General features: G+C 34.2%; 24 protein-coding genes, 1 pseudogene, 2 riboswitches and 1 other annotated feature. Of the genes and pseudogenes, 2 read left to right on the top strand and 23 right to left on the bottom strand.

Translation table 11 applies throughout. From position 1 onward, the window contains the following. Nucleotides 1-84 precede the first annotated feature (84 nt). Both NX902_RS10920 and NX902_RS10915 read right to left on the bottom strand, forming a co-directional pair. Complete coding sequence (locus NX902_RS10920) at nt 85-423, bottom strand: alpha/beta hydrolase (RefSeq protein WP_123257556.1); 339 nt, start codon at nt 421-423, stop codon at nt 85-87. Then, complete coding sequence (locus NX902_RS10915) at nt 374-916, bottom strand: alpha/beta fold hydrolase (RefSeq protein WP_171509570.1); 543 nt, start codon at nt 914-916, stop codon at nt 374-376. The genes NX902_RS10920 and NX902_RS10915 overlap by 50 nt, the downstream gene beginning before the upstream one ends. A 582-nt stretch (nt 917-1,498) precedes the next feature. Here NX902_RS10915 and NX902_RS10910 point away from each other — a divergent pair. Both NX902_RS10910 and NX902_RS10905 read left to right on the top strand, forming a co-directional pair. Then, nucleotides 1,499-2,341, top strand: a complete 843-nt coding sequence (locus NX902_RS10910) for a sialate O-acetylesterase (RefSeq protein WP_172860337.1) — start codon at nt 1,499-1,501, stop codon at nt 2,339-2,341. After that, nucleotides 2,338-2,877, top strand: a complete 540-nt coding sequence (locus NX902_RS10905; RefSeq protein ID WP_172860336.1) for a PadR family transcriptional regulator — start codon at nt 2,338-2,340, stop codon at nt 2,875-2,877. Before NX902_RS10910 ends, NX902_RS10905 begins: the two co-directional genes overlap by 4 nt. Before the next feature lie 395 nt (nt 2,878-3,272). On the opposite strand, the gene NX902_RS10900 is transcribed toward NX902_RS10905, so the two are convergent. The 21 genes and pseudogenes from NX902_RS10900 to metE form a co-directional block, all read right to left on the bottom strand. Further along, a complete protein-coding gene (locus tag NX902_RS10900) occupies nt 3,273-3,716 on the bottom strand; it encodes an ASCH domain-containing protein (protein WP_095328339.1) in 444 nt (147 codons plus the stop codon). A gap of 166 nt (nt 3,717-3,882) precedes the next feature. Next, nucleotides 3,883-4,356, bottom strand: coding sequence for a GNAT family N-acetyltransferase (locus NX902_RS10895; protein WP_172860335.1), 474 nt, complete (start codon nt 4,354-4,356; stop codon nt 3,883-3,885). Between the two features lie 205 nt (nt 4,357-4,561). After that, nucleotides 4,562-5,012, bottom strand: a pseudogene (locus NX902_RS10890) (GyrI-like domain-containing protein); the annotation flags it as partial. Between the two features lie 419 nt (nt 5,013-5,431). Then, a complete protein-coding gene (locus NX902_RS10885) occupies nt 5,432-6,511 on the bottom strand; it encodes an ankyrin repeat domain-containing protein (protein WP_341122827.1) in 1,080 nt (359 codons plus the stop codon). Nucleotides 6,512-7,162: 651 nt separating this feature from the next. Further along, on the bottom strand, nt 7,163-7,339 hold the full coding sequence (locus NX902_RS10880; protein WP_341160726.1) for a hypothetical protein: 177 nt from the start codon (nt 7,337-7,339) through the stop codon (nt 7,163-7,165). A gap of 229 nt (nt 7,340-7,568) precedes the next feature. Next, the gene (locus NX902_RS10875) at nt 7,569-7,745 is read right to left on the bottom strand and encodes a hypothetical protein (protein WP_163188258.1); all 177 of its coding nucleotides are present in this window, start codon (nt 7,743-7,745) and stop codon (nt 7,569-7,571) included. Nucleotides 7,746-8,063: 318 nt separating this feature from the next. Beyond that, nucleotides 8,064-8,519: a hypothetical protein gene (locus tag NX902_RS10870; protein ID WP_341160725.1), complete on the bottom strand. Its 456-nt coding sequence runs from the start codon at nt 8,517-8,519 to the stop codon at nt 8,064-8,066. A 152-nt stretch (nt 8,520-8,671) separates the two neighbouring features. Next, nucleotides 8,672-9,142 carry a DinB family protein gene (locus NX902_RS10865; protein ID WP_095328337.1) on the bottom strand — a complete coding sequence of 157 codons (471 nt, stop codon included), beginning with the start codon at nt 9,140-9,142 and terminating at the stop codon, nt 8,672-8,674. Nucleotides 9,143-10,055: 913 nt separating this feature from the next. Next, entirely contained in the window at nt 10,056-10,973 is a 918-nt protein-coding gene (locus tag NX902_RS10860; protein ID WP_095328331.1) for a DNA/RNA non-specific endonuclease, read from the bottom strand. Between the two features lie 271 nt (nt 10,974-11,244). Continuing rightward, nucleotides 11,245-12,468 carry an MFS transporter gene (locus NX902_RS10855; protein WP_095328330.1) on the bottom strand — a complete coding sequence of 408 codons (1,224 nt, stop codon included), beginning with the start codon at nt 12,466-12,468 and terminating at the stop codon, nt 11,245-11,247. Nucleotides 12,469-12,669: 201 nt separating this feature from the next. Beyond that, nucleotides 12,670-13,221, bottom strand: coding sequence for a GNAT family N-acetyltransferase (locus NX902_RS10850; RefSeq protein WP_163188264.1), 552 nt, complete (start codon nt 13,219-13,221; stop codon nt 12,670-12,672). Nucleotides 13,222-13,460: 239 nt separating this feature from the next. After that, the gene (locus NX902_RS10845; protein ID WP_095328328.1) at nt 13,461-14,054 is read right to left on the bottom strand and encodes a kinase; all 594 of its coding nucleotides are present in this window, start codon (nt 14,052-14,054) and stop codon (nt 13,461-13,463) included. A 310-nt stretch (nt 14,055-14,364) separates the two neighbouring features. Next, on the bottom strand, nt 14,365-15,825 hold the full coding sequence (lysS, locus tag NX902_RS10840) for a lysine--tRNA ligase (protein WP_095328327.1): 1,461 nt from the start codon (nt 15,823-15,825) through the stop codon (nt 14,365-14,367). A gap of 81 nt (nt 15,826-15,906) precedes the next feature. Further along, nucleotides 15,907-16,176, bottom strand: a binding site (T-box leader). Between the two features lie 58 nt (nt 16,177-16,234). After that, nucleotides 16,235-16,627 (bottom strand): hypothetical protein, encoded by a 393-nt coding sequence (locus tag NX902_RS10835; protein WP_095328326.1) that lies wholly within the window; start codon nt 16,625-16,627, stop codon nt 16,235-16,237. A 156-nt stretch (nt 16,628-16,783) separates the two neighbouring features. Beyond that, on the bottom strand, nt 16,784-17,098 hold the full coding sequence (locus tag NX902_RS10830; RefSeq protein ID WP_095257469.1) for a DUF3892 domain-containing protein: 315 nt from the start codon (nt 17,096-17,098) through the stop codon (nt 16,784-16,786). Nucleotides 17,099-17,152: 54 nt separating this feature from the next. Beyond that, nucleotides 17,153-17,581, bottom strand: coding sequence for a VOC family protein (locus NX902_RS10825; RefSeq protein WP_341160724.1), 429 nt, complete (start codon nt 17,579-17,581; stop codon nt 17,153-17,155). Between the two features lie 937 nt (nt 17,582-18,518). Beyond that, a complete protein-coding gene (locus NX902_RS10820) occupies nt 18,519-18,830 on the bottom strand; it encodes a hypothetical protein (protein WP_123257549.1) in 312 nt (103 codons plus the stop codon). A 74-nt stretch (nt 18,831-18,904) separates the two neighbouring features. Further along, nucleotides 18,905-19,369: a VanZ family protein gene (locus NX902_RS10815; RefSeq protein ID WP_123257548.1), complete on the bottom strand. Its 465-nt coding sequence runs from the start codon at nt 19,367-19,369 to the stop codon at nt 18,905-18,907. A gap of 230 nt (nt 19,370-19,599) precedes the next feature. Further along, nucleotides 19,600-20,367, bottom strand: coding sequence for a MerR family transcriptional regulator (locus NX902_RS10810; RefSeq protein ID WP_123257547.1), 768 nt, complete (start codon nt 20,365-20,367; stop codon nt 19,600-19,602). Between the two features lie 227 nt (nt 20,368-20,594). Then, entirely contained in the window at nt 20,595-21,314 is a 720-nt protein-coding gene (locus NX902_RS10805) for a YebC/PmpR family DNA-binding transcriptional regulator (RefSeq protein ID WP_095328315.1), read from the bottom strand. A 246-nt stretch (nt 21,315-21,560) separates the two neighbouring features. Continuing rightward, a complete protein-coding gene (gene metE, locus NX902_RS10800) occupies nt 21,561-23,846 on the bottom strand; it encodes a 5-methyltetrahydropteroyltriglutamate--homocysteine S-methyltransferase (RefSeq protein ID WP_341160723.1) in 2,286 nt (761 codons plus the stop codon). A gap of 219 nt (nt 23,847-24,065) precedes the next feature. After that, a riboswitch (cobalamin riboswitch) is annotated at nt 24,066-24,255 on the bottom strand. A gap of 67 nt (nt 24,256-24,322) precedes the next feature. Further along, nucleotides 24,323-24,431: riboswitch (SAM riboswitch) on the bottom strand. Between the last annotated feature and the right edge of the window lie 535 nt (nt 24,432-24,966).

Below are 24,966 nucleotides of genomic sequence, written 5' to 3'. Positions count from 1 at the left end.
TGTTTAACTAACCTCCTTTAGTTCGTAAAGTTAAGATACTTCTTTGGGGGCAAATAATCTCCAGTTCAGTGAATCAACTATAAGTTATTGAAAAAACTCAGTTGCAATTCTATTAAGTTCAGAAGGATTCTCTATAATAGCCCAGTGACCACAGTTTTCAATCTCAATCAGTTCAGCATGAGGAATATAATCTAAAAGCAGCTCCTTTATCCTCTTTGGGTTTAAAATATCATCACTTCCTTGTACTACAATAATAGGTATCTTTGATAATTTATTGATTTGGGGAATTAAATTATAGTTATTTCTAATGTCATCACCTATTCGATTATTTACTATATTATTAATGGGTGATTGATCTTTTTTCTGAATGTTGTCATATGAATATACATAATAAGGATCGATAACTTTCAACATTTCTGTCATCAGACTTACCTTTTTTCATTCTATTATGGATTATGAAAAGTTTAATTTTATCTAGTATTGACATTCTTTTTATTAATTCTTTGGAGAATTGTCTGTAACCGCTGGAACTAATACCAATTGCAGCCGTTAAAAACAATTTATTTACATTTTCAGGGTACTCAGTGGCATAAAGAAGTGCAAGTATAGAGCTCCATGATTCACCAAATAAATGTATCTTATCTAACTTCAGTTTTTTCCTCAACATCTCTAATGTTTCTACTTCATCAGCCATTGAATATTCGTTATTTAATAAATGTTCCGATTTACCACAACCAGTTTGATCATAAAGTATAAGTTTATAATTCTTAGATAATGGTAGTACATGAGGAAGAAAGAATTTATGATTACTACCAGAACCACCATGCAGAAAAATAATAGCATCTCCTTCGCCTACTACATTTATAAAAATTTTTCTGTCATTCACTAGAACATAATCTTGCCAACCTCTATTCATAATCCCCCTCCAGTATTACTTTTTAAAAATACAACTAATTTTTTATATTATTCGAACTAATCAGTCTATCTATGTTCAACATTTATCTCTTTAAGCTCTAATAAATCCTCTAAAATAGTATTCATTACTTCCCACCTTTCAACTAATTTTTATATCTTATCATTTTCCTTCTTAACCTGTCCTTTTAGTGCCTGATTGTGGAAGATGATAATCGCACCCTGTACTTTGATGTTTTTCAATTCATAAATCTTATTTTAATACCTTTTACTGGTTTAGAATAACCAAAATATTCCTCATTTTTCTACAAACCTTCCAACTTAATTTTAAATCCATATTTTTAATATCCTTCTTCCTCAAGCTTATTTAATCAATAAAGTAATGATCTATATTTTTTAAAAGAAATTTGACCTTATTAGTGCTGCTCAATATTTTCTTTCAATAGGTATTAGAACGCTGGCAGTTCTTTATTAATTCGTAATTAAAAATTCACTAGCAATAGTGTGTTGACGTTAGTCTAATTAGACTATATAATATGGAAATCTAATTAGACTATCGACTATTATGTAAAGGATTGAAATTTAAATGATAAAATCTTTTTTAATGTTAGGTCAATCGAATATGGCAGGTCGCGGATTCTTGCATGAGGTAGAACCTATCTATAATGAAAAAATAAAAATGCTTCGCAACGGTCAGTGGCAAATGATGACAGAGCCTATTAATTATGACCGCCCTGTTGCTGGTGTAAGTCTAGCAGCATCTTTTGCACAGGCTTGGTCGAATGCCAACCCGGATGAAGAAATTGGTTTGATTCCTTGTGCGGAAGGTGGCAGTTCTTTGAACGATTGGCATCCGCAGGGTATTCTTTTTCAACACGCTTTATCTGAAGCTCGATTTGCACTTGAAACTAGTGAAATTTGTGGCATCCTCTGGCATCAAGGTGAAAGTGATAGCAATAATTCTCTACATGAAACGTATTATGAAAAGTTATCTCTTATCATGGAAACTTTACGTAAAGAATTAAACCTTCAAAATGTTCCATTAATCATTGGTGAGCTTGGTGATTTTCTAGGAAAATCTGGTTTCGGAAAGTACTCATCAGAGTTTCAAGAAATAAACGACCAATTACGTCGATTCGCTCACGAGCAGCAAAATTGTTATTTTGTATCAGCAAAAGGTCTAACTGCCAATCCAGATGGTATTCATTTGAACGCCGTTTCTCAACGAAAATTCGGTTATCGCTACTTCGAAGCATTTTCGAAAAAATGTCATATCTTAGAGCCTCTTTCAGATGAAAATCAATCATTAAAAATAAACAATAACTATTCAAAAACAGAACAAATTTATATTCACAGTATGAATTTGACTCTAGGTATAATCACATACGCTGAATTTGAAGCCCAAATGACGAAGGTGATGCGCCCTTGATTCCCTTACTTATCCTTGGCTTACTTATTCAAAACCCTGGCGCTCATGGATACGAACTATTAAGTTTAATGGAAAAACGACACTATAAATATATCGTTAACTTCACTAAAGGATCATTTTATTACAATTTACAACAACTTGAAGAAAAAGGCTTGATTGAACAAACACATCAAATAAGTCCAAACAATGGGCGTGAAATGCACCCCTTTAAAATCACGTCTTTAGGAAGAGAAGAATTCGATAAATTAATGGTCAAATATGGGACTAAATCCGAGTATGTAAACTTACAATTCTATGGGTCGTTACTCTTTGCAGATGAATTCGATAAAAATAAATTATTAGAATTAATCCAATCACAAATTGATCAAACTGAAGCCAGAATTGCTCTTCTCGATGAATACCTAGCTATCACTAAAGAATTACCTGGTAAAATTGATTATTTTCGTCGCATGAACGAAAATTCTCGTTCACACCATTTAGTGAACTTAAATTGGTTTAAAGAATTGAAAGCAGACATAGAAGAAGCAACTGTGTAAATAAACACTAAAATCCCGTATCAATATTACTTAGTAAAATTGATACGGGATTTTTCATGTAATTTTTTGTAGTCCAGCAACTTTACAGTTACGTTCTGGCTAACTACTTCTAAACTAACATCAGAAAATGAATGTGCTAAGGCAACAATTAAACTAACACAATACTTAATAGTATATTCACAATATAGTATTCCTGAATATAGCCCGATTGTTGAACACTAGTTAAAAATCACTGTTGAACTGAGGCTGCCCGTTTTGTGGTACAAGAAAATTATTTATAACAGGAGTGCTAAACTTTTAATATAAAAAACAAGTTGCTATATTCAACTTGTTTTTAGGAATAGGGTACAACTATTAAATTAAAAGTTACTTATTATTCTATATCATTTAATTGCTTATTTAGGATATACCTTTTTAAATCGTTCACACACAACTAACATATCTTGTGTAAATGCTATATCATATTCCTTTAATAATTCTGTAAAGAACTTCTCGTGAGCATCCCACCAGAATTGATAATCACCTTCACCTTCGGCTAAAGCAAATTCCTCGGTTACCTCATTCATTGGAACAATTTGAACTGATTCAATTTCAATAATAGCAACTGGATTTTCCTTACCATTTAAAATAATATAATATTCACCAACTTTAGGAATAGCTTCTTTTTCAATTTCGTAAAACACATAACCCGAAGTTGTAGCTGTCTTTTTTCCATTTACAACTAATTCTGCTAACCAATCAGCCGAAGCACCAAATTGAGTAGCATCTTTATATTGAACCCCTTCTTTTTGGGTGTCTATACAAAATTGATTCCAAAATTCATTAACTCTGTTATTCATTTTCCTACTTCTTCCTTTATTAATATTTTAACTCCTTTAATCTAAATACTTATTCTAGGTTACTTTGAATTATCCTTCTTGCACTAACCTGCTCCGTTCGTACCATAGCCAAAAAAGGTAAATCCTTCATGGATTAATTCCTCGATAATTCTATGAGCTCCCAAATTTATTGTAAATTCTTTTTAAATAAAACTCTATCTTGATTTGGTCCGTCATAGTCCTTATAAACAGTAACTCCATCTACGACTGCATTTCCTTGTTCAATATCAAAACCCATATTAGTATGAAAGGAAATTGAAATTTTATTAATAGGTGAGGTTACACAACGGATTATACTAGCACCTTTTTGTTTAACCACATAAAAAAATTTATTGTAGAGTGTTTTTCCTACATTGTGTTTTCTATATTTTGGGTGCACTCCAACGAAATGAATATATGCCTCTTCAGGCTGTGATTGTGATAAAAACCCAATTAGAAACCCCACTATTTCCCCATCTTTTTCAGCAATAAAACTTGTATCTGTAAAATGATCAAAAAAGAGCTTTGGTAACTTATCAGCCATTTGTCTTCCCCCCCACCATTGATTTAGTAATGGCGAGATTTCATAGTAATCTAAACTATTTACTGAACGAATCTTCATTTTTAATCCCCCTACACTTGTATGCTATATTTACCCAATCCCACACTTATTACCAATTCTAGCACATCTATTATTCAATTTAATCAACTATCCTACTTTAGCAAGAAATACGATATCTCTTTGTTGAGGTATCGCACTCACAATCATTCCATCTCTTAAGAAAAAAAGAGCTGACCCAAGCAGCTCTTTGATCTAAAAAATAAAATTATTTTTTTAAAACTGCAATCCAAATTTCGCTTTTCACAAATGGTGAAGTTAAATCTTTGGTTTTAATCGACAAGATTTGGGTCCTTCTGTTACTTGATAATTAGAAGATGGAAACCACTCAGAAAAAATCCTCCCCCAAGTTTCCTGTAAAGTACTAGGAAAAGCTCCCGTTGATTCAAATATCGCCCAGGTTAATGCAGGAACTTCAAGTTTTGAAAAGTTTTCAGGACATTCTTCTGTTGCTGCTACTCCTATATACTGATCAAGCTCTCCTTTTTCTTCCATACGTCCATCAGAAAAGTATGTAGATGCTTGAATCATACCTTTAAGTTCAACATTAGAGAGTTTTTTAATTGATCTATTTTTTCCATAGTCAAAGATTTCCACATTGCTGTAATTTCCGGGTTTTTCCCTTCAAAAATAATTGGAACTCTTTTCATCATACCAATCGTTTAGGATTTTTTTTCGAGTCTCGAAGGCTCTATTGTGACATTCCCAATTTTTCATCGGATTTTTCCCATCTGCCCAAGTTCCTTTTAATTTACACCAGCTCGTACAGCAAGTTCTACGTACTTTTTAACTATGGTTCGCTTAAATTCAATATTCCTTTAATCATTTAATATCTCCCCTGTTGCTCTTGTGTAATTTTACGCAGAACCCTGATCTACATAAAACTAACCTGCTTCGTTTCTACATGAGTAAGCTTTCACTTATTACAGGAATGCTGCCCCGTTAGCTTAACAAGATAAAGGTAGATCACATCAATTGAAGTTCAAGAAAATCTAAATTATAATCTATAGAAAAAAGAAAAAAATACCATCTGTTCTCTTGGCTAAAATCTTCATCTGATCTTCCATCCTTCTTATCTTTACAATTCTCCCTCAAGATACTTTATTAGGTACAATTCAGGCTGTTCGAGGAACTCTGTAAAGCTGCATAAATCCAGATACGTCTGATGCTCTACATCATAACATCCTATCAGGCCTTTATTCTTTGGGTTCCAAACCAACTGTAGGTCAGAGTAATTGTCGATATCAGCTGAAAGACGAAGCAGCTTTTGTCTACCGATTTTCATCTCAATTGTATCGTTCAGCGTAAAAAAATCTATATACTCGATTTCATATTCATTTTGCGCTAGCTCAATGCGTAGCTGATTTCCTGTAAGAAAGCAGACCAGTTCATCGGGTAATTTATATTTTTTAAGCTCATTTTTCTTGTTCGCTGGATCATGGAATTCAGCCGGCTCCAGCGATTTCAAATAATTAGCCATGACCGTATCCTTATTGCTGACCGCAATCGTATATGGCCGATCGCCGTCTTTTTCCGCTTTAGTAACATCTGCACCGTGTTCAATCAAAAATTTAACCATGCCCATATTCCCCATACGAGCAGCCACCGTTAATGGAGTAGCTTGATAAGGATAGACCATATCCGGTTGATTATAATTGATGTCCACCCCATGATCGAGCAAATATTTGAGTGTCATCAGGTCATGGTCCGATGCAGCTTCACGTATGATGGCACCGCCGTACAGCTTAATATCTAATCCCAGCTCATGAATAAGCGGGATGTTTTTTTTGTTGCCATAATAGGCTTCTGAATATGCACCCGACCCCGTTTGATTATGCTTGTCCATCTCAGCTCCTTGCGCTGCAATGTAACGGACGATATCCTCCCCGCAATAACGTACAGCTCTCAAAAAAGCCGGATTATGATGAACATTCAGGTTAACGCCATGCTCTACCAGCAGCTTTATAACCTCCTTTTTCTGCAATACTAGCGCCAGATCTAACGGACTAAGAGAAATACGCTTACTAAGTACGATACCCTCCTCAATATCCCAGCCTGCTGCGATTTCCGCCTCTAAAGCCGGAATATTTCCTTTATAAATATGCATCGCCATTTCCGGCAGCTCCTGAAACCTTCCAATACCTCTCAAGACGATCAACCTTATCACTCCTTAGCTCAAAATTTTATGACACACCTTATCCGGATCTTTGTTTTTTTATTATTATAAAACTTAAACATAGTTAAATTGGGGTATTTTTTCTTTTTTTGATTATAACAAGCCTTGTAATATATATAATAGGGATCAATAAAAATACTAGTGACATTATGTTTTGATTTACTATAAAACCATAAATAAAAATTACTGTACAAATAGTTAGGATAATAAGAGTGATTCTTTCTAATAAAGATAACTTCATAGTTTTCACGCCCTTGTCTATTTTTGATTTAGTTATGGTGAAATAGGATAAATATATATTATTAGTATTACTACGATTAGTTTTAGAAAAAGTTCCCGTTATTTAACAAATCTTTACCAATAGCAAGATTTCACTTATTGCAGGAATGCTATCTCGATAGTAAGGTAATCTCATTGTCTAGTTTTTTCTGTATATCAGCATTCGTCTTTTCCAACTCCATCTATATTCTTAGGTAAAATCTGTACTTGTAAGTAGAAAACTTCCCTTGAATTCCTCCTATATTTTATGTAATTAATGCTTCGTTTCGCCAATACAATGTAATAAAAAGAAAAACGGAGTGATAGCCATGGTCCAATTACTCGTTGAATTTGTATGTAACTTCATCTCATTCTTTATAAAAGATAAGTATAAAATTTGATTTTCTCCCGCACGATATTAATTAAATAAATGAATTGCAGCACCCACTGGTGAGCAATTGAAACTCCGTCGAAGTCACTATTTTCAACCTTCTCCACATCTTTTATTGAAAGTTGGTCAGAAGTTATTTTAACTGGATCATCTAAGCCCACTACACACTAATAGTGATGAAGTCCTTATCCCCTAACCTACTTCTTTAATATCTTAATAGATAAAATTGCATTCATCCGTCTTGATAAATACATCAGTTTCCTGAAGAACTAGCGTATTATAGTTATTCGCAACTTTATTTATTACAGGAAAGTTGACCCTTAAAACCATAAAAAAAACAGCTGCCTATAGCAACTGCCCCTCCCAAGATCATTTCACATTTCATTTATTTTAAGGGAAAATTTTTTTAAGTTTTTCATCTAATCCAGTAAAAAGCATGAATGCTGTTATTGGTATGCCCATAAGTAGCACAAAAGGTAGGGATGTATGTTCATTTGGTCCTAAAACTAGGTAAGCTAATAACATAATTGCTGCTAATCCTATATAATTCTTTAAAAATGATGCCATTGAAGCTTTCCTCATATTTATTACCTCACTTAGTATTTATTGTTAAAGATATCAACATAAAATAATCACCATTTTTCCCCTTATATTTTAAACTATAACACAAAATTCATGAATTCCTTAGCAATTATTCTAATGAGATGTAAATTAAAATTCCTTCTAGCTATTTAATTAACCAGCCCCCTTTAGTGCCTGCATAAATAAAAAAGCATTCATCCGTCTTGGATCAATGCCCCGGTATAGTTTAAGAACAATTCTTCACTTACTTTAGTTTCTTACAATGATGCTACCTATTTTAAGCAAGTTCCCCCTTTGTGTAAACTATATAGTGATATATTTGTAATCCTGATCTATATGCTTTCTTGTAACAATTTCATTTTCATCTAAGCCATTACATATTGCAAAAAAACCTTCATTAGTTTCAAAACCGACGCCAATCAATTGTTCCATCCATTGAATAATTTCAACAGTATTTATTTCTTTCTTTAAAAATTTATTAAGCTCTACCAATTTGTTCTTTTTCCAAACTAGTTTTCTACCAAAGTAATTAATCTCTTGTAACAGGTCAATGTGATTAAAAGTTACAGCATATTGATTAGTCTTGTATGCACATAGTTCTAACTGGCAAGTTTTAAATTTTAATATTACTGGCAGGTCATTAAACCATTCATCATTAATACTATCCCAGGACACCCATAGTTCTTCTATTGTTTGCCCTTTCAGAGATTCCAGCTTATATTTATATTCTGCTATGATTTTAAATGATTCTTCATACAATTTGGGATTGTAATTTTTTATTCCTAAGATAAAATTCCCTCCTTCTCCATGTTCCTTTATAGTGCTCCGTTATTAATTAAGGCTATGCCTTAATTGGTGCGGTTGTTTCAATATATAAATTGACTTTCTATGAAAAAAAATGCCCCGATAGTTCAAGAAAAATGAACAAATTTTAGTTCTCTGCCAACAAAATTAGAAGATGGAGGTTGTAGTTTTAATTCTCTCGACCAAACTGAAAGTTGTCCGATATGATGAATTTCGTGTGCAATAATATGGTGAATAATATCATTCACAGCATATTTTTTTTCATCCCAAGGGACACTGACACTCTGTTCCTTCAAGTCATCTGTGTTTTTCAAAAATTCAGCGATTTCATTCCTTAATTTATCTGAAAGAGTTTTAACCTTTTCAAGTGTATGATAGTCATCAAACTGAAATACTACATCCTCTTTCCCTTGAATACCACGAATCCAACTATATTCCACATCAATTATATGGAAAAGTGTAAATAAAATATTTCCTACTCCGCCAATACGATTTTTTAATAACTCTTCAGTTGTTAATTGATTACACCAGTCAAACCATTCATCTCTTACTTGCCAGTTATATACAAAGAATTTTATTAATATTTTGAACACCCCTAATTTAGCTTAATATTATATCTTTCGCTATAAAGTCATTATTTCCTTCTTCCACTAACCTCCCTCTTCAGTAAAAAATGCGATACCTTTTTGTAAAAGTATCGCAACCATTAGTGAAATAACCCATTAATTTTTTTGATTGTGTTAATAGGGAAAGAATAAATCGTATGTGTGTCTTCTGTATTCATAATGGTTCCTGACTTTTCATCAACCAAAATTTCAATTGTTTCTATATCCTGTATAGTCTCTTCTTGAACTCCCCTGCTTCTACAGCAAAATATGAGAAATACTTCCCTTTAATTAAAGGAGAGTCCCTTATAGTTTTTTATTTTTTAAATTATAGCAAAACTAATCGTTCCAATGGAAGGACTTTAAATCTTTGCTTTAAATAACCAGAAAATGATATTAACAGCTCTTTTTTAGAGCATTTTATTTCTTCCAAAGGTTTTAAACGCATTTATCATACTTTCGATAACTCTCTTTTTATAGAAGACTTATCTGAAAGAAAATAAATTCATCTCTACCTTTAGATATATTAATAGCAAAAGTTAGCTCACAAAAAATGAGTGAAGCAACTTTCATTTTCATGCTGTCCATAAAACAAATCGGATGACGATAGAGATGCTTAGAAGGACAAAAAAATGCAACTGATAGTATCAGCTGCATTTTTTAATTAACGCTCCTCATTTCATCGTAAGTTCATTCGATTTATATGTGTTTACAGAGAATTCCTTCGCTACCGGAGTCCGATTTTCTCTTACTACTTTTACCAACACCAACTACGTGTTAATCAATAGTTATTATTCGGACTTTTTATCTCTTACTTCGATGCCTGAATTTAAATAATTCCTCCTAGTATAAGAGGAGTTTTCCAATCTCCTAAAGTTCTAGCGGCTTACTCCCCCACCATACCGTCGTTATCATTATCGCGCATATATTTGTACAGCCAGTGATCACTTGTTATAGGCATGCTATATCCTGCTGCTTTTGCTTCTTTAATTGTTACTTGACCATCACCGTTTGTATCAATAGTTGAAATATCCTCTTTTTCCTTTGAAGTAGTTGACTCGGAAGACTTACTACCAGTTAGTCCAAGTGATTTATTTACTTCATCAGGGTTCATATTGTCGAATTCATCCTTAATGACATTTCCTTTTATAGTATAGGTATACTGATATCTAGAAGGAATCTGCGTTTCTGTATTCGGATAGGTGATGATGGCTTCAAAGTTCGTAGCTCCACCTGCCTTACGGATTGCGTCTTCCATATAGGCTTGATCACCATGGCGGTTAAGCGTACTATCTTGTGGGGTAATATTATAAGCATTCGACACTCCGCCTAGTGAATCTGCAATGATATGTCCTTCATCTAAATCTGCTCTCTCGACACCAGGAACCTTTGCTTCATCAGAGTAGTATCTGCCAGACGATGTTACTGGTTCATTTTTGTCATCTTGTAGAATGATTTTCTCAGCAACGACACGGACTAGCTGCCCATGCTTATTTGTAAATGCCCAATATTCACGATCCCCATATCCAACGTCAACAACAACATTTGGTTCACGATGCCCAGACAAATCACCGCCATCCACTTCAATAAGCTTGTATCCTTTAAACAGTTCATTTTTTGATTGGGTTACCGTTTCCTCTACTACTTGTTTTCCAGTCGATGTTTTTTCTTTTTCACTATTTTTAGTAGTTACTTCTTGTGAATTAGCATTCCCATCCGTATTCGATACATCTTCAACGTTGGAGCAACCAACTATAAAGATGGCAGTTAAAAGTAAGATTAAATAGTTCATTTTCTTTTTCATGTCAAGACTCCTCATGGTGTTTTCTTATAAATCATTCTAGAAATTTTTGACGAAAGCAGAATTAACAATGTTAACCCGTTTATAATAGTATATTACAATTTTAATATTATTACAGTAGATACTCAGTTCAATTACGTAAAAGATTAAGAGAGATATTACATTTTTTTCTAATTAGAAGTTTCACTAGTATTCGCTTTTCGATTCAACAAAAGATGCTATTTAGTATGATTAAAAAAGCACTATTCCAAGTCAGGAATTGTCCCATTTAATATTACTTAACATCCACAGTAGAAAATTTCTTTTTATTTACCTTAACTAAGGTAAACGATAATAAAGCAGAAATAAAGATTAAGATAGCGGCAAATATATAAACGGCTCGTATTCCAACAAAGTCAGCAATGAAACCTATTAGAAAAATGGATAAACCTGAAACAGTTGATAATAGAATACTTTGGGATGCAAACACCTTGGGTAAGTCTATGGTTTGAATATTTATTTGAAATGCAGTTTGTTGAGCCACATCTCTTATTTGGTAGGCTGGACCCATTGCAATACAAAGCAGAAGAGCCAATATAGGACTACTGGTCAGCCCATAAATTAAAGTAAAAATACTAAATACTAACGAACCAATCGCCATACTAAATATCAAATGCTTCTGAATTGTTTTAGCTATGAATATGGTGATTATCCCCCCCAAAATAGCGCCAACATAATAGCTTGCATTAATAAAACCCCACCATTGCTCTCCTTGGTTTAGGGCTTCTTTTACATACACCAATGTTATTGCTCCAACCCAAATGGAACCTGCCATTCCCTCAATAACATCCATTAAAGTAACCATTCTAAGCGTCTGATTATGCCATAAAATCTTCCATCCTTCATTCATCAGCGCCCACTTGGATTTATTTTCGACAGGAACTTCCATATTAGAAACGAAATGTTTTGATGTAATATATAAAGCCAATACAGAAAGCCAGAGCAATACTACATTAAACGCCAAAGTAGAATTATGCCCCCAATTTATTACCGCAAAACCTGTAAAGCTATAACCAGCTATTTGAACAGATTGAGTTGTGATGGATAAAGAACTGTTAGCTCTCACAAGATTTTCCTTTGATACAATTTTAGGTGTAACAGAGTTAAGTAATGGGTTCCCCCATCCTTCCATAAAAGATATAACTAAAATAAATAGCAGCAAAACATAAATATGATTCGTTATCGGCAAAAAACCGAGTAGTAAAAAAGTAAGTAATAATGCCTTCAACCCCTGAAACTTTACCATTAATTTAGCGAAAGCAAACTTTCTATAAATTAATGGGGATGTTAGACCAGCAGTTAAATTAGCCAAAGCTTTGAATAAAGGAAACAACGAAGACATTAATGCAGAGTCCGTTTTTTGATATATGTATGTGGTAATAACCATAATGTAAATGACATCTGCTAAGGCTATGCTTGTCTTAGCAAACCAGAAACTATAAAAACGTATACTATTCATACTATCTCCTCTCTTGATTAATCGAAAACAACCCTATGATTATATCATTGGAAATGCAAGTTTTGCCTTCTTCTTTTTGTTTATTACACACATATCAAAAGATTATATCCATTCCAACGCATAAAAACGCAGCTTTTATATAAGCTGAAAGTTAATTTAACTAAATAGTCAACTTTTTAGTTAAATTATAAAATTACGCTCTTACTTCTTCATGACTTTTTTAAAGTGGAAAAATTCATATTCTGTATCTGGTTTCGTTTCATCCACTTCAAAGTCTGGGCCTGGGTTACCTCTATGCAAAAATTCCACGATATGAAAACCACATTTATTCACATAAAAGTGAATATTGCGTTTTTCAAAATAAGGTGTATATAGCTCCCAAACTTTTGTTTCTGGGTATGCCGCCTCTATTGCTTGCCATGCTTTTGTCCCGATACCTTTTCCATGTGCATTCGCATTCATATATAAAAATACAACTTCATTATGCTGTGTGTCTTCATCAATTTTTAATACTGCCCCACCCAGCTTTTCTCCGTTCATTACGAGATGATAAATCTCTGCATCTGGTTCTGTGAGCATTTTGTCAACATCCTTTTCAGGTGGAACCGGTGCTATTTCGGTTGGATTGTCATGCTCTGGAAAACTATCTTTTAACCCTTTTAAAAAGGCTTCGTGTAATTCCTGCTTAAAATCAGCCAGCATATTCTTGTTTACCGGAAGTAGTGTAACAAATTGTTCTATATTACCTGTCATCCTATATCACCCTTTCCGCACATCATTGTGCTTTACCTTATTCATTATCCTCCAAGTAACTATTAGCAAAAGGCATACAAGCACCTAATCTACTGTCCCGTATACTCCATGTTTACTATACATCGATAATAGCTATTGAAGTAATCAACATCAGATCATATTCAAGTAATCCCCCGCCTCGCTTATGCAAAAATCGATTGCACAATCTTGTCTCCATATTATGTAATCGCTACTTTTCCTTAAACTTTAAACACCATATTTGCTCGTTCTTTGGGATATTCTGTGTTTACATAATAATCCTCTGCCTTCCAGTATCTATTCTTAAATTTATTTAGATTCTGCTGTGTTTCCTTGCTTTCTCGAGCAAATCTAGTTTCCTTGGAACAATCTAAATAGAGGATAAAATCGAAGAATTCTCTCCATTCTTTTCGTTGTAAGAAAACTCCTTCCATTATGATTAAGTCGGTATGCAATAAGGAAATCTTTTCTATTTGGTGGGTATCAGAGTCCGGATTATATTTACACAGCTGTAATACTGTTTTATCTTTTAGTTTCTTAAAAAGTGATTCTTGTAAAGCTTGGACATCCCATTGTAAATGATAGTATTCATGCCATTCCTCATAGCTGGTATGATAACGCCGATTTCTTTGTACAATATAATCATCTAAGTGTAAAACTGTTACAGAAAATCCTTTTTCATGGAGACATGCTTGTAGTTTTTTCACTATGGTTGTTTTTCCAGACCGGCTTAGCCCATCTATCCCAACCACAACTCTTTTCCCTTTTGCGGGTGTTGGGATGCTTGCTGCGATAGCATTTATATGATCTTGCAAAATTAGTCCCTCTTTTCCTTTACAGCTGTTTCACTATATTTGTTATCATTCTCTCATTCTTCTTTTTCATTAGATTTTAACAGACCAATCTGATTCCATCCAGTTTTTTGGAAAACATATCACCTATTAGGTATCTCTTTTTTCAATCTAGAAATCAATTATTTTTCTTTTTATCAGCTGACCTCTCCTACTTCAATTAAATAAGCGTTTTAAATTTCCTAATCTAAAGCAATGGAGACCAAAACTTTTTGGTCTCTATTGCTATTTTACTAAAAAGGTATGCTTACTGCTTTTCTTTTGTAAAATTCCATTAAACTTTTTTCGTTAATGGAAATAGTGCACAATCTTTAATTGTCTCACTGTCCGTTAATATCATTAAAAGCCGTTCAATTCCAAATCCCCAACCAGAAATTGGCGGCATTCCATATTCCATTGCCAATAGGTAGTCCTCATCCATTTCCATCGCCTCCAGATCACCGCCGCTTTTCAACACAGCCTGTGCCTCTAATCTTCTTCTTTGTTCAAGAGGATCCACTAATTCTGAATATGCATTGATAATTTCAACCCCATTTACTACTAGTTGAAAGCGATCCGTAATTGCGGGATTATGATCATTTGCTCTTGCCAAGGGTGACAAATCAATAGGATGATTGATTAAAAAAGTTGGCTCTATTAGTTGCGGACGACACATTTTTTTATATAGCAAATCGATAAAGTTCCCTCTCCCTAAGGTCTCGATATTGTCTTGTTCTAAATAGATATTTCTCCGCTTTGTTTCTTCATACAAGTCATCTACATTTGGATATAAATCAATATCAATGCCTGTATCTTGGAGGATTAGCTCTCTAAAGGAGACGACTTTCCAGTCTAAAGAAAAATCAATTGTTTTTCCTTGGACTGGAATAACGGTTGTTTGAAAAGTCTCATTCAGAACATATAGAAGTAGATCACGCATAAGTGCCATTGTATCTTCATAGCTCCAATAAGCCGCATAGCCTTCTACCATTGTAAATTCTTGAAGATGCTGAGGACTGACTCCTTCATTTCGAAAGCACTTAGCAAACTCATATATTTTTGTAAAACCTCCTACTATTAATCTTTTTAAGTAAGTCTCTGGTGCAATTCGTAAATTTAGTTCCGAATCCAATGCATGATGATACGTTCTAAATGGACGAGCTAATGCCCCGGAAGAAGTATGCTGTAACACAGGTGTCTCCACTTCTAGAAAATCTCTTTCTTCTAAAAATCTCCGAATCGCACGCACTAACTTTGTTCGTGTTAACATTCTTTCTTTTGTTTCCTTTGTCATCATTAGGTCTAAATAACGTTGTCGATAACGGGTTTCTACATTGTTTAACCCATGCCATTTTTCTGGCAGAGGATGCAGAGCTTTTCCTAGTAAAACATATTTTTCTATTCGCAGCGTTTTTTCCTTTGTTTTCGTCGAATACATTCTCCCTTCCACACCAATAAAATCTCCTACATCTAAATAGTAAGCGAAATCATTAGCTGACTGCTCTCCGACCTCTTTTTTTTTCAAAAGCAGCTGCAGACTTCCTTGAATATCTGAAATCGTCAGGAAGCTAAATTTACTAAACTGGCGAATCCCCATGATTCTTCCTGCCACCCGCACTGCTTCTGTGCCATCCTCCAGTAAAGCTGCTTCATAAAGTTCATAATTTGTCGCAAATCTTTCTGGATATACGAAAACTCCCTGTGATCTTAATGCCGCTAATTTTTCTATTCTCCGCGTTGTTTGTTCCTGGCTCATTCTATGGCCCTCCAGTCCTTTTATTGGATTATTTACTTATACTTATAAAATAAAAAAACTCTCACCCCCAAGATTATTCATCTTGAGGACGAGAGTTATTATTAACTTCGTGGTACCACCCCAGTTTATTGATATGTTGCCATATCAACCTCTTCGGGTACGGCAATTAAAAAATTGATTATACCCTATCTCTATAACGGGAGATCCCGTCGCAGTATCACAAAGAGGGTTTCTTTGATCCGTGCGAAAGCTCCAAGTCTTTTTTCATTAAGATTCTTATTACCCCTTTTCACCAGCTGGAGCTCTCTTTAAATAATGAATCAAAATTACTCTTCTCTTCTTAGCCAACTATTCCGTATTTATTTTAGAAAATATTACCTTAAATTAAATTTATAGTCAATAGTTAGAGCTAGTATACTAGTTTTTTTATTTTCATTATTACTGGCTCTAAAACAGTTATACTATTTGGCTGAGATAACTCACTTATAAATTTCGTGAATTCTTCCCCACTTTTTAGTAATTCTTTTAGAAACATTTGCTCTGCAACTGCGAATTTCCCCTGCTTGTTTCTGATACTGAACAATATTTGATTTTCTGGCTTTGTGTTGATTCTTTCCATTTTCCAAGTCTGATCGTTCATAAAATAACTCGTTTCTCCGCTGCCATTTTCCAAGTATTCTAACGTCATTCGCAGGAGACCAATCCATATTAATTCTACATCATCATTGTTTTCCTCTGATGTTATATTATGATCATAATACGTTATTTGGATGAAGCCGTCTATATAGCCATTATTTCGCACTTGATAGTTATTTGCTATGCTTATTGCTTTCTCTTCTGAGATAGCTATTTTTTCTCTTTTTGAATTAAATATATATGTATGTATATTTATAGCTCTCTCCTCCCAAATGTTAAAAGAGAATATCCACCACTTGAATATTCTCTTTTATTTCCCTATTTAAAAAGTAGGCAAATTATCTAAGTTATTTTCTTTAATCCCATCTGGTTCACTACGGATAATATCCCTGCCATATTTATGAAAAACATCCACATGCGCTAATTTTCCTGCTTTAGCTTCATCAAGGGCAGTAATATAATCTAATTCTCTACCACTGTTTGTTTTAAAAGCAATAATATCATCATCCTCATTTTTACGAACAGCCACAATTTGTTCTATATTGGGATCGATTTCTTCGGCCGCTTCTATTTGAGCTTCGCTACTTGCTTGCTGCAAATAATCATCGTAAATTTTTTGATAGTCTTTTTCATCCATTACAGCCACCTCCAAAACATTAGTATGCTCTGGAGTTTTCGAATTATGTATCATCTATCTTTCACTATCGTTAAGCAAGTATTTTTCTTTAAAGTTCGGGCTTAACTGACTCCACACATCAAATTTATTTCCATCAAGATCGTAAAAGACAAAATTGTTGCCTGGATGTCCTCTATCCTCAATATCGTCAACCGTAACACCTTTTTCTTTTAAGGAGTAATGAAGTTTCTTTAATTGGTCTATCCCATCGACTTCAAATGTCAGAAAAAAATGCTCATTTCCTGCATCATCTTGAAAGGCTGCTTTTTCTCCTTTTTTTGCTTTAACAAGAAAGAAACTTTGATTCGCAAAATCTAAAATAGCTTTATCTTCATTTCTGAAATTTTCTCTTGCTCCTAATTTTTCTTGATACCAGTTTGAGGCTAATTCTGGATTTTCAACTGGCAGATAAATTGTTCCCACTCTGTGGATGATTGTATTCATTCTTTTTCTCCTTTTCGATAGAATAGCTTGCTTTAATATTCGACGAAAAGGAAAATATATCCTCTTCTTTGTATGTGGTTTGGCTGATATTTGGTTGCTTTGGTTGATTTCTTTTTAGTTTGGCTGATTTTCCCGCTACTTTGGCTGATATTTTTTTAGTTTGGCTGATTTCCCCGCTGCTTTGGCTGATATTTTTTTAGTTTGGCTGATTTCCTCACTAGTTTGGCTGATAAATTTTTAGTTTGGCTGATTTCTCCGCTAGTTTGGCTGATAAATTTTTAGTTTGGTTGATTTCTCCGCTGCTTTGAATAATATTTTCACTATTCTGTCCCATTGCAACGTAAAAAAGCACCCTTTTATTTAAAGGAAACCACCTAAACGTTAATTCCATTTAGTTATTTTATCGTGGACAAGATTACTAGCTAATACTGTTTTTATTGCTGAAGATAACTAAATTGGAAAATTAATCTTTTCCTTACTATTTACAAATCTAATTCCTATTATTTTATCCATTTCATTCATCACAGGTATTCCGCTAACAGACTCTACAAAATAGAAATAGCCCTTCCACTTAGTATGTCCGAAATAAAAATCTCTGTAAGTTGATGAATATAAAGACCGATTTCTTCTTGTGTTTCTCATTTCGCACATTCCTTTCCTAATTCCTGTCTGCCCCCTGGGAAATTCCAAATGTTTGCTCTATCTTGAACTACTAACATATGATGACCATCATCTTTATAAGGACAAGAAAAAATCCCAGCATTTTTCAATAGCAATATTAGTGAGGGTTTTACTATGCCTCCATTGATTTATTTCTTACAGTCCATATTTTATAATTCACAACATTCCTCCTTTTATCACCTTGCTTTTATTTTACTAAACCGTCTCTTTTCTTCCATAAAACATCCAAATGAAAAAGACATTAATCTTTTTTAGATCAATGTCCTTTATGTTTAGGATAACCTTCGAAATTTCTTATGGCAAATCCTTGCTTTCGTGCATATTCATTAATAGCTTGAAGTAATTTATTTTTAGCGATAGAAAAAGACCCGTGAATTTCTCTCTTATCATCTATAACATACTCTACATAAACGACGAAATTTAAAAGATCCATTTTCCGAATGACAAATTCATTGCATTCATATTCTCCACATCTTATATTGCCATTATAAATAAAATCAATAATGCCGTCATAAAACTCTTGATCTGAAATTTCCGCTTCTAAAAATGATTGCAGTATCCCTTCCATCGTACATCATCCCCTTGTAAATTCTCGCCTTTTATATTCTTTGTTCTCTCGTTGTACTCCTTCTTCAACATAAGTCATTTAAGTACATATTGGACAACTTTTGTTTTCCAAATACCATATCCTATCCATGCACCTAACATATTTAAGATAAAATCATCAATATCGAAACTCCCTAATCTTGTAACTACTTGTACTACTTCAATAACTATTAGTAAGGAACACATCGAAATAATAAATTTGCTAAATTTGTTTAAATGCTTGAATAAATAAGGTAAGTATATACCCATTGGCATGAACATCATAAAATTACCAAAAAGATTTTCGATAGGTATATACATATTCATACTTCCGTTAAACATTGCTAGAATATAGGTAGTGATCGTTTTAAATGGGACAAAATTGGATGAGTATTTTATATATTCTATCCATGATATATCTGACCAGAAGATCGCTCTTGTGCCTAAGAATAATAAATAAACTAGTGCTAATAAATAAAACACGAAACTTATCTTTAAAACTACTTTTCCTATTTTCTTCATTTTCCCCTCCATTACTTTGCTATGTTTTGTAAGCTGGTACATCCCTTTATTTACTCTCTTTCAATGATTAGACGATTCTCAACCAAGGGAAGTTTTACCTCTACTAATATTTTTTTGTTTATTCCAGCATAAAAAAAGGCTTCCCTTTTATTTAAGGAAAGACCTGTTAAATCCCGCAAGCATACCCTATTAATAGTTCTCTCTCTCTCTAACTTCAAGGTTAAATCTATCTATTCCAATTCTTCTTGCTTCATATAAAATTCCATTGCTTGATTAATCCATTGTTGTTCTTCTTCTGTAAAAGGAGATGGTGTCATATTTTCAATTTCTTGAATATCAAGCTCTTCCATATTAGTATCAGCCAGCTTTTGCATCAAATCCTCCCCAAGAAATGCCAAGGATGCTTCTATATAGGTCTTTATCATTTCTTGGACTTCTGGATCCTCTACTGGTTTACCATATAATCGTTTTACTTTTTTAGACATCTGAATATATGTTTTATCTAAAGTGATTTTATCTTCTTCCGATTTCTTTGATAGCTCTTCAACAACATCTGTTAACATATGACGCTCCATCCACTCTTCTTGGATATATTCGGTACGCATGCTATGAATGAGGCTAAATAAAACAGCACTATCTACTTCTCCTTCTTCCTTGACTAGCTTAATTACTCTTTTAATAGATTTTATGGATTGTTCAATTTGTTCTTGTTCTTTTTCTAACACTTGCAATTGGAGAGACAAACTTTCATTCAAATCAGTAGTAAAACTTGATTCATATAACAAATTAGCAATATTATCTAGACTATATCCTAGAAATTTTAGGCTAAGAATTTTCTGTAAGGTTACAATATCCTGATAATTGTAAATTCGGTGACCGGATGATGGATTCTTTTCGGGTCGTAATATACCAATCTCATCATAATAATGTAATGTAGGAATTGATACTCCTGTCTTTTCTGAGAATTCCCCAATCGAAAACTTGTTATTTTTGTCCATTAAAATTCCCCCTATTCAAAGTTTAATCTCATTATAACTCCTCAAGTAACTGGAGGTTCAAGGGAGAATTGGAAAAATTCTACCTAATGGTTGGCTATTGGGGAATAAGTTAAAAATTCCCCAGCTTATAGACTGTGGATATACTTCTTCTAACAACAAATAAACCCCACTTTCTGAATGGCTCTCATCCATCCAAAAGTGGGGGGTATCATTTATTCTTATCCAGCTTACTCGCCTAAATCCACATTGTGGTATACTTGCTGCACGTCATCTAAATCTTCGATTACATCAATCATTTTCTCGAATTGCGCCTGTGCCTCTGGATCTAATGTTACATCGTTTTGAGCAAGCATTGTTAACTCGGCTACAGTGAATTCTGTTACACCAGCTTGTTTAAATGCTTCTTGGACAGCGTGGAATTGATCTGGCTCTGCGTATACAATAACAGAATCTTCTTCTTCCATGATATCACGGACATCTACATCTGCTTCCATTAGTAGCTCTAATGCTTCTTCTTCTGTTTTTCCTTCTACACCGATAACAGCTGTTGCATCAAACATATAAGAAACAGATCCACTTACTCCCATGTTTCCGCCATTTTTGCCAAATGCGGCACGAACATCTGAAGCAGTTCTGTTTACGTTATTTGTTAAAGCATCAACGATTACCATCGAACCGTTAGGGCCAAAGCCTTCATAGCGAAGCTCGTCATATGTTTCTTCGGAACCGCCTTTTGCTTTTTCAATCGCACGATCAATGATGTGTTTTGGTACACTATATGTTTTTGCACGCTCTAGTACAACTTTTAATGCTTGATTAGATTCTGGATCTGGTTCCCCTTGTTTAGCCGCTACATAAATTTCACGTCCGAATTTTGCATAAATCCGACTAGTATTTGCATCTTTTGAAGCTTTTTTGTCTTTAATATTGTTCCATTTACGACCCATTATGAACACTCTCTTTCTGCTTATACATTCAACTTATTTATTATAGATAAAAACACGGTACTTCTTCAACTTTTAGTTACTGTATTTAAGCGCTTATCTATCTGTCATTACTTAAAGCCACTAATATTATACATGAAATGACCATTTTATTCAGCTTTTTGAAAAAAACTTTGTGGCAAACCTTGGACATTTTTAATGGGAATGCAAAAAAAACTTGCAACCAAGGTTACAAGTTTTTACGATCAATTACTGTTTTTGCACAAATAGCTTTTCTCTTGTTTCTTTCGCTGCCTCTACCATTACTTCAAGTGCACGAATCGTTTCTTCTTCATTTCTAGTCTTCAAGCCGCAATCAGGATTAATCCAGAATAATTGTGGATCCAAAACACCTAAGGAGTTTCCGATTGTTTGCATTATTTCTTCTTTTGTTGGCACTCTAGGACTATGTATATCATATACACCAAGGCCAATTCCTTTCTCATATGTTTTATTTGCAAATGTTTGAATAAATTCACCGTGACTTCTCGAAGTTTCAATAGAAATGACATCCACATCCAGGGCATCAATAGCATCGATAATGTCTTCAAAATTCGAATAACACATATGGGTATGAATTTGTGTTTCCTTTTCCACAAAAGTGGTAGCAAGTTTAAAAGAATAGACGGCAGTATTTAAATAGCCCTGCCACTTTTCTTTTTTCAATGGCAGCCCTTCACGAAGTGCCGGTTCATCTACTTGGATCATGCGTATATCGTTTTTCTCAAGCTCCTCTACTTCATTCTTAAGGCTGAAGGCAATTTGTTTGGCAACTTCTGCTCGTGAAATATCATCTCTTACAAAAGACCAGTTTAAAATCGTAATGGGCCCTGTCAGCATTCCTTTCACAGGCTTATTCGTCAGACTTTGGGCATAAACCGTTTCTTTCACCGTCATTGGATTCACATAGGCCACATCTCCATATATAATAGGCGGCTTCACACAGCGGGAACCATAGGATTGAACCCAGCCGAATGTTGTAAACTGAAAACCAGCTAGTTTTTCGCCAAAATATTCAACCATATCGGTTCGTTCGAATTCTCCATGTACCAATACATCTAATCCCAAGTCTTCTTGTATTTCCATCCATTTTTTTATTTCTGCTTGAATAAAAGTCTCGTACTCCTCATTCGTTATTTCTCCTTTTCGCCATCGCAAGCGTTCCTTCCTTACTTCCTTTGTCTGCGGAAAACTTCCGATTGTAGTGGTTGGAAGAATAGGGAGTTTAAAAGCTTCTTGTTGTGCTTGCTGTCTGATTTTTGCATTTTCGCTTCTTTCCACTTTATCAGGAAGCCATTTTAATTCTTCTTGAAGGCGTTGATTATTTCTTGCTGAGGAGGCATTCAATTGACCGATTGCTTCTACGCTTTTATTGATTTCTGCTTGAATGACTGCTTTTCCTTTTCTAATTCCTTCTGTTAATGCATTTAATTCTTGTAGTTTTTCATCTGCAAAAGAAAGTGCTTCTTTTAAAATGGGAGTGATTTGCTCTTCCTTCACTGTTACCGGTACATGAAGTAAGCTGGATGACGGCTGAACAATTAACTTATCACTTCCGATTGCTTTCTGTATCTCTGTAAACAGATTCCACTTTTCCTCTAAATTAGCTCTCCATACATTTCTACCATCAATAATGCCTGCCGCTAGGATTTTATCTTGGGGAAATCCGTATTGCTGGATGGATACTAAATTCTCTCCATCATCATGAACGAAATCTAAACCGATTCCTGCAACAGGCAACGAAACAATTGTTTTATAATCTGTTACAGAATCAAAATAGGTTTGGAGAATTATTTTTAAGTTTGGAGCCGCTTCTCGCAATGTTTGATATATTTGCTGCGTGATCTCCCATTCTCTTGCTGTGACATCTGTTACTAAATATGGTTCATCAATTTGAAGCCATTGTACCCCTTCTGCTTCTAGCTCTTTTAAAACCTGCGCATATAAAGGAAGATAGGATGCCACTGTTTCTGCAAGCTTATCTTCTTCATAGCCTTTTGCTAATTTGACAAAGGTCAGCGGTCCTAATAATACTGGTTTCCCCTCGATTCCTAATGCTGCTTTTGCTTCCCGATAAAAAAACAGCGGGCGATTCTCCGTTAATGTTGGTGTTCTCTCCCCAAGCTCTGGCACGATATAGTGATAATTTGTGTTAAACCATTTTTTCATGGCTGCTGCTACAGCAGCCGGATTTCCGCGAGCTATCTGAAAATAAGTTTGTAACGGGACCCTGCCCCCATCATAAGCAAATCTAGCTGGCACTTGCCCAAACATTGCAGCCGTATCTAATACATGGTCATAGAAACTAAAATCGCCAACTGGAATCAAGTCAATTCCTTGAAGCTTTTGCTTTTGTAAGTTTTTCAATCGAAGGTTTTTCGTTTCTTGTAAAAGCTCTTCTTCTGAACACTCTCCCTTCCAATAACGTTCCAATGCTTTTTTCCATTCTCGCTTTTCTCCAATTCTCGGATAGCCTAAATTAGAACTTTTGTACATTTCTTTTCCCCATTTCTTATTTTTTCTCAGCCGAAAGTTAGTAAAAAAAGAGTCTGACATCCACATTCTCTTTACAGAAGCTTCCTACATTCTTGCTTCTTGGATAAACAGTGGAGTCAGACTCTTATGAGATTTTCTCTCATTTTAGTCAGCACTAACTAGAGTTGAGATACGCTTTGTCCCAACACATGGTCTCCCTCCTCTATATCCACGTAGAGTAGCTTACTTACAAAATAGGCAGGTCTCCTGACTTAGAATCATCACTCTTTCTCCCCTTCCCATCTAAAAAGACAGTGGATATTGAGAAATTGCTCCTCTTTACAGTGGCGGGACCGTGCCGGATTCTAACCGGTCTTCCCTTTTAAGCTATGAATACTTCATTCACAGCACCTATTTGCGCTATTCAATTGTCCTGTGTAAAAAATAAAAAACCTCCCTTAAAAAAAAGAGAGGTTTCACCTTGTATCCTTATCCCCCTCTTATCTTTCAAAGCATAGTAGCTTTGCTGGAATTAGCACCTTTTCTTTAAAAAGAATGGTTGCTGAGGCTTCGACGGGCCAGTCCCTCCACCTCTCTATATAAGAGTTTTTATTCGATTTTGAATTAACAAAATATTAGCACGATAATTTCTTGTTGTCAATTCTTGTTTTATAGACGTTGAAAGTTTTTTTACTTTTTGGATACGTAAAATTTTTATTCTCTAATAATTCATTTCCTTCTTTTACCTCTTATTTTTCTTGTTCCCCTTCTTGTTTACGAACGTTTGTTCTGATATGATAAAACCATTAAGGAGATGATGAATACGTAATCGAGGTTCGATTAAATGGACAGCGATGCTGCCGCCGGAGCATGTTCAAAGTATAAAAGAGATTTTAGAGTAACCCGAAAAAATATCAATTCTCATTTTAGAAAAAGATAAAATACAGAATAGAACTACTCTTACTAGAAGGACTCGAATATAATCTTTTGCTTCACTACGATCTTTTTAACCATGGAACGATCGATCGTTTAACTGGCAAAACCATCTAAAACAAGAGTTTCGTATTCAAGGATAAGAATAATCATATGCACTCTATTCCTTTTCACAGCTTAGTAAACATACAAAACAATAAAAAAAGGA

Origin of the sequence: Niallia sp. FSL W8-0954 (genome assembly GCF_038005605.1) — a bacterium.
In the GTDB taxonomy this organism is placed as follows: domain Bacteria; phylum Bacillota; class Bacilli; order Bacillales; family Cytobacillaceae; genus Niallia; species Niallia circulans_A.
The sequence above is the reverse complement of the archived record's forward strand: the minus strand, read 5'-3'. Positions and strand labels throughout refer to the sequence as shown.

Bases quoted from the DNA above. Each gene is read 5' to 3' on its own strand.
- NX902_RS10805 (WP_095328315.1), bottom strand. From the start codon at position 21,314: ATGGGTCGTAAATGGAACAATATTAAAGACAAAAAAGCTTCAAAAGAT.
- NX902_RS10820 (WP_123257549.1), bottom strand. From the start codon at position 18,830: ATGGAAGGGATACTGCAATCATTTTTAGAAGCGGAAATTTCAGATCAA.
- NX902_RS10910 (WP_172860337.1), top strand. From the start codon at position 1,499: ATGATAAAATCTTTTTTAATGTTAGGTCAATCGAATATGGCAGGTCGC.
- NX902_RS10895 (WP_172860335.1), bottom strand. From the start codon at position 4,356: ATGAAGATTCGTTCAGTAAATAGTTTAGATTACTATGAAATCTCGCCA.
- NX902_RS10900 (WP_095328339.1), bottom strand. From the start codon at position 3,716: ATGAATAACAGAGTTAATGAATTTTGGAATCAATTTTGTATAGACACC.
- NX902_RS10860 (WP_095328331.1), bottom strand. From the start codon at position 10,973: ATGAAAAAGAAAATGAACTATTTAATCTTACTTTTAACTGCCATCTTT.
- metE (WP_341160723.1), bottom strand. From the start codon at position 23,846: ATGTACAAAAGTTCTAATTTAGGCTATCCGAGAATTGGAGAAAAGCGA.
- NX902_RS10920 (WP_123257556.1), bottom strand. From the start codon at position 423: ATGACAGAAATGTTGAAAGTTATCGATCCTTATTATGTATATTCATAT.
- NX902_RS10830 (WP_095257469.1), bottom strand. From the start codon at position 17,098: ATGGATGAAAAAGACTATCAAAAAATTTACGATGATTATTTGCAGCAA.
- NX902_RS10850 (WP_163188264.1), bottom strand. From the start codon at position 13,221: ATGACAGGTAATATAGAACAATTTGTTACACTACTTCCGGTAAACAAG.
- NX902_RS10815 (WP_123257548.1), bottom strand. From the start codon at position 19,369: ATGAAGAAAATAGGAAAAGTAGTTTTAAAGATAAGTTTCGTGTTTTAT.
- NX902_RS10875 (WP_163188258.1), bottom strand. From the start codon at position 7,745: ATGGCATCATTTTTAAAGAATTATATAGGATTAGCAGCAATTATGTTA.
- lysS (WP_095328327.1), bottom strand. From the start codon at position 15,825: ATGAGCCAGGAACAAACAACGCGGAGAATAGAAAAATTAGCGGCATTA.
- NX902_RS10855 (WP_095328330.1), bottom strand. From the start codon at position 12,468: ATGAATAGTATACGTTTTTATAGTTTCTGGTTTGCTAAGACAAGCATA.
- NX902_RS10810 (WP_123257547.1), bottom strand. From the start codon at position 20,367: ATGGACAAAAATAACAAGTTTTCGATTGGGGAATTCTCAGAAAAGACA.
- NX902_RS10915 (WP_171509570.1), bottom strand. From the start codon at position 916: ATGAATAGAGGTTGGCAAGATTATGTTCTAGTGAATGACAGAAAAATT.
- NX902_RS10825 (WP_341160724.1), bottom strand. From the start codon at position 17,581: ATGAATACAATCATCCACAGAGTGGGAACAATTTATCTGCCAGTTGAA.